The sequence below is a fragment of the Caballeronia terrestris genome (assembly GCF_001544515.1).
GTDB classification, from domain to species: Bacteria; Pseudomonadota; Gammaproteobacteria; order Burkholderiales; family Burkholderiaceae; genus Caballeronia; species Caballeronia terrestris.
Window position 1 is genome coordinate 1 of the sequence record NZ_FCOL02000106.1, and the last position, 10,812, is coordinate 10,812.

6 protein-coding genes and 4 pseudogenes are annotated in these 10,812 nt (G+C 61.8%); 2 read left to right on the forward strand and 8 right to left on the reverse strand.

Annotation, left to right across the window (positions count from 1 at the left end):
- Positions 1 to 654, forward strand: a pseudogene (locus tag AWB67_RS41555) (filamentous hemagglutinin); the annotation flags it as partial.
- 294 nt (positions 655 to 948) lie between these two features.
- Here the strand turns inward: AWB67_RS41555 and AWB67_RS32345 are convergent.
- The 7 genes and pseudogenes from AWB67_RS32345 to AWB67_RS32375 form a co-directional block, all read right to left on the reverse strand.
- Positions 949 to 1,445 (reverse strand): annotated as a pseudogene (locus AWB67_RS32345) (aspartate-alanine antiporter-like transporter); the annotation flags it as partial.
- 409 nt (positions 1,446 to 1,854) lie between these two features.
- Entirely contained in the window at positions 1,855 to 3,636 is a 1,782-nt protein-coding gene (locus AWB67_RS32350; protein WP_087660132.1) for a SulP family inorganic anion transporter, read from the reverse strand.
- 37 nt (positions 3,637 to 3,673) lie between these two features.
- On the reverse strand, positions 3,674 to 3,928 hold the full coding sequence (locus AWB67_RS32355; protein WP_087660133.1) for an RNA-binding protein: 255 nt from the start codon (positions 3,926 to 3,928) through the stop codon (positions 3,674 to 3,676).
- A 28-nt stretch (positions 3,929 to 3,956) separates the two neighbouring features.
- The gene (fabI, locus tag AWB67_RS32360; RefSeq protein ID WP_087660134.1) at positions 3,957 to 4,703 is read right to left on the reverse strand and encodes an enoyl-ACP reductase FabI; all 747 of its coding nucleotides are present in this window, start codon (positions 4,701 to 4,703) and stop codon (positions 3,957 to 3,959) included.
- A complete protein-coding gene (locus AWB67_RS32365) occupies positions 4,700 to 5,920 on the reverse strand; it encodes an acetate/propionate family kinase (protein ID WP_087660135.1) in 1,221 nt (406 codons plus the stop codon). The genes fabI and AWB67_RS32365 overlap by 4 nt, the downstream gene beginning before the upstream one ends.
- A gap of 4 nt (positions 5,921 to 5,924) precedes the next feature.
- Positions 5,925 to 6,863 carry a phosphate acetyltransferase gene (locus AWB67_RS32370; RefSeq protein ID WP_087660136.1) on the reverse strand — a complete coding sequence of 313 codons (939 nt, stop codon included), beginning with the start codon at positions 6,861 to 6,863 and terminating at the stop codon, positions 5,925 to 5,927.
- A 40-nt stretch (positions 6,864 to 6,903) separates the two neighbouring features.
- A pseudogene (locus AWB67_RS32375) lies at positions 6,904 to 9,224 on the reverse strand (DUF3141 domain-containing protein).
- A gap of 429 nt (positions 9,225 to 9,653) precedes the next feature.
- On the opposite strand from AWB67_RS32375, the gene AWB67_RS32380 reads away from it, so the two are divergent.
- The gene (locus AWB67_RS32380; protein WP_087660137.1) at positions 9,654 to 10,013 is read left to right on the forward strand and encodes a BON domain-containing protein; all 360 of its coding nucleotides are present in this window, start codon (positions 9,654 to 9,656) and stop codon (positions 10,011 to 10,013) included.
- 541 nt (positions 10,014 to 10,554) lie between these two features.
- Here the strand turns inward: AWB67_RS32380 and AWB67_RS32385 are convergent.
- A pseudogene (locus tag AWB67_RS32385) lies at positions 10,555 to 10,740 on the reverse strand (SDR family oxidoreductase); the annotation flags it as partial.
- Positions 10,741 to 10,812 lie beyond the last annotated feature (72 nt).

The following is a 10,812-nucleotide window of genomic DNA, read 5'->3' on the forward strand; positions in this document are numbered from 1 at the left end:
GGCGGAGGCATCATTGCGCTACGCAATCGGGGGCTCATCACGAACACGCATGCGTCGGGCGGCATCAGTTCGTACCGGGGCGCCGGCGGCCTCGTTGCGGTGAACGATGGCACGATCGAGCGCTCGTCGACCGGTGCCGGTCTCAACGGCGATAGCTCGTTTGGCGGCCTCGCCATTGTCAATAACGGAAACATCGTTCAGTCCTTTGCGGTCGGCTCGGTGAGTGGCGGATCGCACGCGTCGGGCGCCGGCCTAGTTGCCAGCAACTACGGATCGATCATCCAGTCCTATGCGACCGGCTCCGCGACAATGTACACCACCGGCGGCCTGGCCTTGTATAACGGCGGAACGATCAGCGAATCGTTCGCTACCACGCACCAAACTCCACTGTTCCCACCCGACCAGAAGGCCGGTGTGGCCTTTACGAATGACGGAACCATCGCGGACAACGTCTTCTGGGATGTGCAAGCAACCACTGCAACCAATAGCGTATACAGCGGTAAGGCGCTGCCCGCCGCGAATGGCCTCACGACCGCGCAGATGAGCGCGGCCGCGAGCTTCGGAACGACGTGGGACTTTAGTCCGACCGGCACGTGGGTGATGCCCGCGGGAGGCACGCATCCGATCCTGCGCTGGCAACAAGGTGCGCAGTGAGCACATTCCGATTGATGGCAGGCTATCCGGAGTCGCGGGCACGGCGCCGATCCCAGTCTTCATCTTGTTCAAACGGGCATCCTTCGACGCAGAGATGCCACGGCCTGCCCGCACGACTCGCTCACGTAGGGGCGAGATTGTTGGCGTACGGCCCGAGTGTTGCAATTGGATACCCGCCATTGAAGTCGCGGGAGCCCAAGGCCGGAGAGGGTTGAAAGTACATGCGCTGCCAAGGGAACCTGACGCTCGCAGTATTGTCGCGACCGCCCATTCAACGAACTGAAGCGGACGTCTGGCGTAAATGACCAGGATTGGACCGGCAACACCAAAAGGATAGGCTACGCTATAGCCGACCGTGGCGCCGTCGCTTTTCATTGCCACGATAATCGCCTGCAGGGTCGCCGTGCTGATTCCCGAACCAGCGAACATGCCCAGCGACTCGTCGAGTTTGACGCCGAACATCGGCACCAGCGCGAGCGACACACACCCGGCTCCACGACGCCAAAAGCGGCCGCCGCATTGGCGCGGATTCCGTCTGCGCTCGTGAGGCCCTTGAAGAACTGGGCGCCGTATTGGATGCCGATGCCATAGAGAAACAGCAACAAGCCAAGGGTTCCCAGAAGGGCGGGCGGTGCAGCTTTGGGTGCAAATCCTCCGATCGCCAATCCCACGAAGAGGACGGTCCCCGACCCAAGCGAGACCCCTTTGATACTGAACTCGCCGACAACGTAACCCAAGGCAACCGTCAGAAAAAGAGTGAACAAGGGCTGAGTTTCGAGCAACGCCCTCATGCATCCATAGCGGTCTCCTTCTTCTGATCGGCACTAACGTGCCCTGCGTTGCGAGGATGAACGCTTCTACGTGTATCAGCGGCAGTCGGGTTACGGTATCTGCATGGCATGGACGCACACAGCGCTGCGCGACAAGTAATGACAGCGCATGGCAAGCCGTCTGGACAGGACTGGGGCACCGATGATGTTCGATGCAGGGACCCGACGCGCGACATGGCCGCGCTCTAGGAAATTTCCTTCTCTGCGCCGGACAGGTCGACAAGCGGCTCCGACAGCACCAGAGCTCCCGTTCGGGCACGCAGTACGAAACTTGTTCGACGCTGGATCACTGTATGACAGCCGGCCACGGGCGCATATGGGACCTTGGTCCAATAGCCTCCTGGTGGAGTGTCGTCCAACACCTCGCCGATCAACGATCCTCGTCCTCCCAATCGGTCGGATGAGTAGCGAGATAACTGCTGACGGCGGCACCAATGGTCGGAAAGAATGCCGTTTCTCCAAGCCGCGCGAAAAGCCCGAATCGCTTCAGCTTGTCCTTGACGGGGTCCTTCATCTCGGCCACGCACAACTCGATGCCAGCCGCGTGCAAGGTTTCGTCCAGCTCGGCCAGCATGTCGGCGGAGGTCACGTCCACGCTGGTGACCGGCTCCGCCGCAACGACCAGCCAGCGCACTGGCGTAGGCGACGAAGCCACCGCGTCCAGCACCCGGTCATGGAACAACTCGGCGTTGGCGAAGAACAAGGGCGCATCCCAGCGAAACAGGACTAGACCATGAATGAGTCGCGCGTCGGGATAGCGCTTGACGTCATGGTAGCCCTTGACTCCCTCGGCGCGTCCCAGAACGGCGGAGTACGGGCGCCAGCCATCCCACAGGAATTCGATGACGGCAATCACAATGGCCAAGCCGATGCCCTGAATCGCACCCATCACGGCCACGCCGACTGTACAGACAATCGATAGCCAAAACTCCCATCGCTGGATCCGATAGATTCGTCGCAGGTCGGCGACCTCGATCAGGCCGATCGCGGATGCGATCACAACCGCAGCCAGCGCGCTGGTGGGTAAATTCCGCAGCAGGTTCGGCGCCACCACCAGCAGTAACGCAACAGCAAGCGCGCCGACGACTCCAGTCAACTGGGTTCTGGCGCCTGCGGCCTCAGCCACAGGAGTCCGCGACGAACTGCTGCTGATCGGGAAGCCCTGAAAAAATCCCGCGGCCAGGTTGGCGACGCCGAGGCCCACCATCTCCTGGTTCGGGTCGACATAGGTACGGGTTCTCGCCGCATAGACACGAGAAAGCACACTGGTGTCGGCGAACGAGACGAGCGCGACGGCGCAACCGCCGATCAGCACGGGAACGATATCGGCGGTGGTAATCCAGGGGATAGCGAACGCAGGCAGGCCTTGTGGGAGGGGGCCCAAGACCTTCACGTCGGCGCGCGCAGCAAGGTCCAGCGCACCCACGACGACGGTCGCTGCTACCACGGCGATCAGAATGCCAGGCAAGCGCTTGCTGCCCTTGAGCAGCAGAATCACTGCCAGTGTGGCTGTACCAACCATGAACGTTATCCAGTTGGTCTTGCCGTCCGTCACGGCTGTGGCAATGGCCCACAGGTTTCTCAGCGGTCCGTCGGCGTCGATCGAAAAGCCGAAAAGCTTGGGGAGTTGGCTGATTAATACCGTCAGCGCGATTCCGTTCATGTACCCATAGCGAATCGGTTTGGAAAGAAGCTCCGTGACGAAGCCCAGGCGCGCTACGCCGGCCAGAATGCACACCGTCCCTGACACGACTGCCATCATGCCAGCAAGGGCGACCGCACGATGCGGGTCGCCGCCGGACAGTGACAGGACGACGGCGAGGATGAGGGCCGCCAGCGACGAATCCGGCCCCAGCACCAGAATCCGGCTGGGTCCGAACAGGGCGTAAGCGATCAGCGGAATGATGGTCGCGTAGAGGCCATAAATGCCGGGTAAGCCCGATGCCACCGCATAGGCGATGCCGACGGGCACCAGCATCGTGGTCAGCACCAGCCCGGCCACGATGTCGTGCCGCAACCAAACCATCTGGTATTCGCGCAGCGTGCGAAGTCCCGGCAGCCAGCGTGCCCACCCGGTCTGGTCGGCGGCCTTCGCCCGGCGCGCAATCCGGCCGGGTTCCGGGAGGGGGGACGATGAATCCAAGTTGCTCATAAAACCGTTGCCGGATGGTTGAGAGCGCAAATCCCGGTCAGGCGAAACTATCCCGCAGAACCTGTGCGGTGAGTTTTCGATTTTTCCAGTGCAGGTTGTGGAACCGCTGCTGCACCTTTGCAAGCGCAGCCGGATCGGCACCGTGGAAAGTCAACACCACTGCCGGACGTGAGCCGGCGCCTGGCGTGTGCTCGATTTCGTCGAACGCCGGGAATCCGTACTTCTGCAGAAGCTCCCGAATCTCGTCGTCCGACGTACCAGGTTCGATATTGCCCAGCAATAGACGGGTCATGTTCGTCTCCCCAGTTGCCAATTGGCTGCTATGCCATGATGTGCACACCGCCGTCGACGTAGACGGTTTCACCAGAAAGCCGCCTCGCGTAGGGTGTCGCGAGGAATGCGCAGGTGAAGCCGACATCCATGATGTCAACCAGTTCGCCGAGCGGAGCGCGCTCTGCGGCTTCGGTAAGCAAGAGGTCGAAGTCCTTGAGGCCGGAAGCGGCACGGGTCTTGAGTGGTCCCGGCGAGATGGGGTGCACGCGGATGCCCTTTGGGCCAAGCTCATAGGCCAAATAACGCGCCGCGGCCTCGAGCGCGGCCTTCACCGGCCCCATAAGATTGTAGTTCGGCACAACCTTGTTCGCCCCGTAGTAGCTCATCGTGAACATGGTCCCGCCGCCTTTCATCAGCGGCGCGGCCATTCGTGCCATCCGTATGAAGGAGTGGCACGAAATATCCATTGCCTTCGCAAAACCTTCCGCGGAGCAGTTCAGCAAGCCGCCCTGCAGATCATCCTTCGGTGCCCACGCGATGGAGTGCACAAGCACGTCCAGACCGCCCCACTCCTCTTCAATCCGCGCGAAGACGGCTTCGAGATCCGCCTCCAGTTGACGTGCGAGCGGCTCGACATATTCCTTGGCCTTTTCGCTGGCGTAGGTGATGGCCAGGTTGGCACCTAGTTCGTGAAAAGCCTTCGCGCACCCGTATGCGATCGAATATTCGTTGGCGATGCCGCAAACCAGCGCTTTCACGTCCTTCAAAATCGGACTACGGACCGGGTCGGTCATGATGGTGACGCTCCTTGAAAGTTCATCGTTGAGCACGCGGCTCCTGCAGCCTCCGAGGTTTGGCGCGCGATCATCAGTTCTTCATTGGTAGGGATCACCCATACCGACACCTTGCTGCCCGGCGTGCTGATGCGCGGCCCGCCGGCCTCGTTGGCCGCCGGATCCAGCTCCACGCCCAGCCACGCGGCGTCGCGGCAAACGCGCTCGCGTATCGACGGTGCGTGCTCGCCAATACCTGCGGTGAAGACAAGCGAGTCGATCCCTCCAGCCGCTGCCGCCAGCGACCCCAGTTCGCGCCCGAGCCGATACGTGTACAACTCCACCGCGAAGCGGGCGCGCGCATCGTCGCTCCCGAGAAGCGCGCGCATATCGCTCGATATGCCGGACACGCCGAGCAAGCCCGACTGCTTGTAGATCAGGTCCTCGATGGCACGCGTATCCATGCCGAGCTCGTCCATCAGATAGAGGATCACGCCGGGATCGAGGTTGCCGCAGCGCGTGCCCATTGGCAGTCCGTCGACGGCGGTGAAACCCATCGTGCTCGCGACGCTTTTCCCGTCCACCATTGCGCACATGCTGCTGCCATTGCCCAGGTGCGCGACGATGGTTCGTCCCGAGGCCGCCTTCTGATCGAACTGCGCCAGGACGCTGGCGATGTATTCGTAGGACAGGCCATGAAATCCGTAACGCCGCACGCCGAGGCCGCTGATGGAAGCCGGAAGTGCGAATGCCTGTGCCACTTCCGGCTGCCCGCGATGAAACGCCGTGTCGAAGCAGGCCACCTGGGGCAGATCCGGACGAAGCTGTAGAAGGCTTTCAATCGGTCTGAGGTTATGGGGCTGATGCAGAGGTGCAAGCGGTGTCAGTTTTTCAAGCGCACCTATCACCCCGGCGTTGACCACCACGGCCTGAGAAAATTGCATCCCACCGTGAACGACCCGGTGACCAACGGCCACAAGCTTGTGATCCCCGCGCTGGTCTCGCAAGAACTCGATGAGATAGGTAATTGCACCGGCATGGCCGAACTCTGCGCCACCCTCCCAGGTCTTCGAGCCGACATCTGCACCGTGCGCATTCTCGGCCGAGAATCGCGGCGCAGTGTACAGGCCTTCGATCTGGCCGCGCAGCAGGAACGCAAGATTATCGCTGTCCGCGTGGAACGCGCTGAACTTGATGCTCGACGAGCCTGCGTTGAGCACGAGAATCACGTCGGCCATGAGGTCACCCCATCACCTTTGAGTTTTCGCGACGGGCCTGGGCAACCAGCGCCGCAACTGCGCACGAGGCGAGCCGGGTCAGGATCGAGTCGGCTCGGCTAGTCAGGATGATAGGAACCCGCGCGCCGAGTACGATGCCTGCGGCATCCGCCCCCGCCAGAAACGACAGGCTCTTCGCGAGCATGTTGCCTGCTTCGAGGTCGGGCACGAGCAGCACGTTCGCGCGCCCCGCCACCGGTGAATCGATCTTCTTGATCCTCGCCGCTTCGAGGTCGATGGCATTGTCCAGTGCGAGCGGACCGTCGACGAGCGCACCCGTGATCTGGTGGCGGTCCACCATCTTGCACAGCGCCGCGGCCTCCACAGTGGATGGCACCTTCGGGTTCACCGTTTCCATCGCGGAGAGAATCGCCACCCGCACTTCCTCAACGCGCAACGCGTGGGCGAGGTCGATCGCGTTTTGCAGGATGTCCGCCTTTTCCTCAAGCGTTGGTGCAATGTTCACCGCCGCGTCGGTGATGATCAACGCCTCGTCGTGTCCCGGCACATCCATCACAAAGCAATGGCTGACGCGCCGCGCAGTACGCAGGCCCGTATCACGTTTAACGACCGCAGCCATCAGTTCGTCGGTATGCAGGCTGCCCTTCATCAGCGCTTCAGCGCGGCCCTCGCGCACGAGTTGCACCGCCCTCGCCGCGGCCGCCATGCTGTGCGGGGCATCGACGATCTCCACACCGGCGAGATCGATGCCGAGCGAGGCGGCGAGCGTCTCGATCCGCTCACGCGGCCCAACGAGAATCGGTGCGATGAGCCCGAGCCGGGCGGCCTCCATCGCGCCCTCCAGCGAGGCCTGATCGCAAGGATGCACGACCGCCGCCGGCGTGGGCGCAAGCGTCTTGCAGAAGTCGATCAAGCGCTCGTACTTTGCGTGTTTCGTATCCATCTCGTTTCCTCTTCGTCCACGGCAGGCACTCAGGGAGGACCTACGCACGCCCCACCGCTGGGCGGCGCAATTTCTCGACCTTGTCAGCGAGTACTTTGCGGATGCGCACAAGCATTGCTGTCTGCTCGGCGGTCGGCGCGGTGTCCTGCACCCGCTTGTCGGCCATCAGCTTGTCGAGCAGCGTGACCAGCCGCTCCCTGTCGGCGCGGTCCGCGAGCAGCAGCGGCAAGGTTCCGACAGCGCGATCGGGCTCGTACCGACAGACGATTTCCTGTTCGCCGCGGATGCGGCGCCATTCATGGACCGGCAATCCGGGAAGGTAGTCCGTATAGTCCGACGCCAGCTCCTGACGCAGTTCGAGCCGTGACAGTGGCAACGGCTCGCCGTGGCGCTTGAGGAGGAACGCCACGCGGGCGACGGCTTCGACGTAGCCTCCGTCCTCCATCGCCGCTAGCGCGTTGCGCACCACGGGCAATTCGAGCGGATCGACCTTGGTTTCGACAGCGCCCGCGTGCGCCGTCCTCTCGTCGGCGTGCGCGCGTGCGTAGAGGTTGCCATACACCGAAAAAAAGGCTGCTTCGGTCATTGCATCGCGCACGCCGCGGTAGTAGTCGAGCGAAGCGCTGAGCAACTCGGCACCAAGGTGTTCGGCCTTTCGTAAAACATGGCTCTCATCAAGCGGCTGGCGGCTGGCCTTGACCGCCTGTGCGGCAGGTTCGAGCCACGACAGCCACGGATTGAACTGCGAGACGGCCCAGTTCTGGAACCTCAACGGATGAAACGCCCGCAGCAGTTGCGCCGTGTTCTCGTTCGACGTGGCCTGCACGAATGGCCGCGCGAACAACTCGTAGCCCCGCTGATTGAACTCCGACACTTCGGCGACCGCCTCAAACGCCTTCTCGTCTTCACGCTCGAAGCGGTTCAGCGCGCGGTAATGTCTTCCAGGCGATGCTCACGAAACTCGACTTCATACTCGGCCTCGTCACCCGTACCCCGAGTTTCGGTGATCGCCATGCCGTAAAGCCCCGGCGGCAGTCCCTCGATCGTCTTGAGCACCGACACGATCTGTGCATGCTCCTTCTTCGCTACCTTGCCGGAGACGAAGATGCCGAGATGCCCGACGTTCTCATGCAGCAAGCCCACGATGACCTGGCCGCGCGCCTTGATTTCCTCTGTGCTGCCGTAGACGTCCGCCACCCAGTTGAACGCCTGCTGCGGCGGCGTGATGTTGTCGCCCATCGAGGCGAACAGGATGATAGGCGAGCGGATTTCGCGCAGGTCGAACGCGCTGCCGCTCGACGACTTGACGTCGCCGCCCCAGAGCTTGTTGCCGACGAACAGGTTGCGCGTGATCCATTCGATCTCTTCGCGATTCATCAGGTAGTAGCCGCCCCACCAGCGCTCGAATTCGAGAAAGCGCGGCGGCTCGGTGTCGGCCTTGTCGAACAGGTGGTAGAACTTGTCCCAAAGGCTGTTGGCCGGGTTCAGATTCTCGAAGTTCTGCACGAGATGCGCGCCGTCGAACTTGCCATTGCCCAGATCGGCCGTGAGAGACGCGAGCCATGATCCGCCGAGCATGCCGCCGGCATAGCGCATCGGGTTATCGCCCTCGCCTTCGCTCCATGCGCCGCCCCAGTACGACATCGGTGCGCCGTTGATGACGATCGGACCCGTGTCGTCGGGGCCGGACGCCGCCAGCATCATCGCGGCCCATCCGCCCTGGCAGTTGCCGATGAGGGCAGGCTTGGCGCTGTCGGGATGCAATGCGCGCACCTTCTTCACGAACTCCTGCTCGGCATGGCAGACGTCGAGCATTGTCTGGCCAGGTTCGGGATCGCGGAAGAAGATCACGAAATACACCGGATGGCCGGCGCGCAGCGCGACGCCCACCTGCGAGTCGTCCTTGAACCCGCCGATGCCGGGTCCATGGCCCGCGCGCGGGTCGATGATGATGTATGGCCGCAGTGCCGGATCGACAGTCACACCAACGGGCGGCGTGATGCACAAGAGAGCGTAGTTGACGGGTCGCTCAAAGGTGCGTCCATCGAGAACCATCTCATATTCGAAATGAAGGACTGGCTTGAGGCCCTGAGCGGTGTTCTCGACGAAGTTATTGCCGCGCTGCCAGAGGGCCTCCCAGAAGAGCACAGAGCGCTGCGTTGCATCGACGGCGTAGCTGTACCAGTTGCGCGGATCCATTGAGGCCGCCATCACCGCAAGCGGATCAGTAGGCTGGGCGGTCGTTGCCTCGTTCACGCGCCGTGCGAACCGCTCGTTCGTCGTTTGCATACGCTTCTTTAAAACTGCGGCAACCTTCGTGTTAGTGCGGTGGCTGCGAGCAAGCCGAACTCCTGCGTCCATCGTAAAACCTCCTTGCCGTTGAGAGGTGTGAGTCCCGCGCGGAGCGCGCACGAACGCGCAAGGGCTTCGCGAGATGCCTCAGCGCGTGACATGTGTCGCGGCGGCAAGGCGGCGGTGGTCCGAACCGTTCTGGTGGGATAGCGACGACAGAAGGATCACCAGGCCACGTCGGATCCATCCACCATACGCCTTTCGATTTCTGACGATATTGGACCAAGGTCCTATTGCCGCTTTTCCTGCCGGCACCCATATTGCGAAAGGATCTCCGGGAATACCTGAGGTCGAGTATGCGTAGCAGAAATAGGAATCACTCCACCACCCTGAAACGCATACGCCGCTTTTCGAATTCAAATTGCAAAAAGCTGACTTATGAAGTAGCTCGCTTTTAGTCAGATGACTTCGGACCAACCATGCAGAAGGAGACGCTAAATGAAATCAGTCCAGTTGGTCAAAATCGTTGGCAGCATGTTGGCAGTCGCAGCGGCCTGCCATGCGTACGGGCAGACGAGCGATATGGCAGCAATGGCGTCGGGACCAGAGGCTGCGGCGCCAAGTGCGAAATCGATACGAGTCGCCAACCGGCAATTGAGCAAGAAGGTGAGTGACGCCATTTCAAAAGCGGGGATCCCGACATCCAAAATTGCCGCAGTAGCCAAGGGAGGCAAAGTGACGCTCACCGGCTCTGTGCCTAATGCAGATCAAATTTCTCGCGCAGGGGACGTCGCGAAAGGTGTCGCCGGCGTGGCCTCGGTCGACAACAAGCTATCCGTGGGCTACCAAGGACAGTAGGCCAACATCAGCCAGTAACGAAGGGGGTCTGCGGGCGACTGTTATGTCGTCAGCGATGCCCTGTACGTCTGTGTATTCAAGACCCGATAGGGTAAGTAGCACAAGCATCCATTAGGATACCGAATCAACGACGATAACATCGCTTTATGTCAAATTACGGAGTGCGAACAACGATGTAGTTTTAGGTGTCTGGCGTTGCGGGCGTTGTCGCAATCGCCGGTGACCAAGTGCGCGCCCATCTGATCCCGCGACGCTTCGACGCAAGTAAGGACCGGGCCTGTCTTTGTACCGTTGATAGTCACCGCTCAACAGCTGCCACAGCCTCGCGGCTAGGAGCCATCTGGATCAAGCGCGAGCATGCGGCTCTTCGGACGATCACCCATCGTTGCGGGAATCGGTGTCGTGTGATTTGCGTCGAGCCTTGCACTGCCGAAGGTCTCCATGCGTTTTATCGTGCCGTGCCCAGGCGGAGCGTGCAATCCGCTGCTCTACCCGGGCTTCTGCTCGTTTCCGCGGCGTTTCTTCACCCGTGCTCGTGCGGTCAGCCCATGTGCAGCCCGCCGTTCAGCGAGAAGTCCGCACCGGTCGAGAAGCCCGACTCGTCCGACGCGAGCCACGATACGATCGACCCGATTTCGTCCGGACGGCCGAGGCGGCGCACCGGAATCGTCGCGACGATCTTCTCCAGCACCTCGGGTTTGATTGCCTGGACCATGTCGGTGCTGAACCGCGCCGGGTTTGTCGGAGACCGCCGAGTTTGGCGCTACGCCGCTCGCGCGGATAGCACCAGATTCCGATT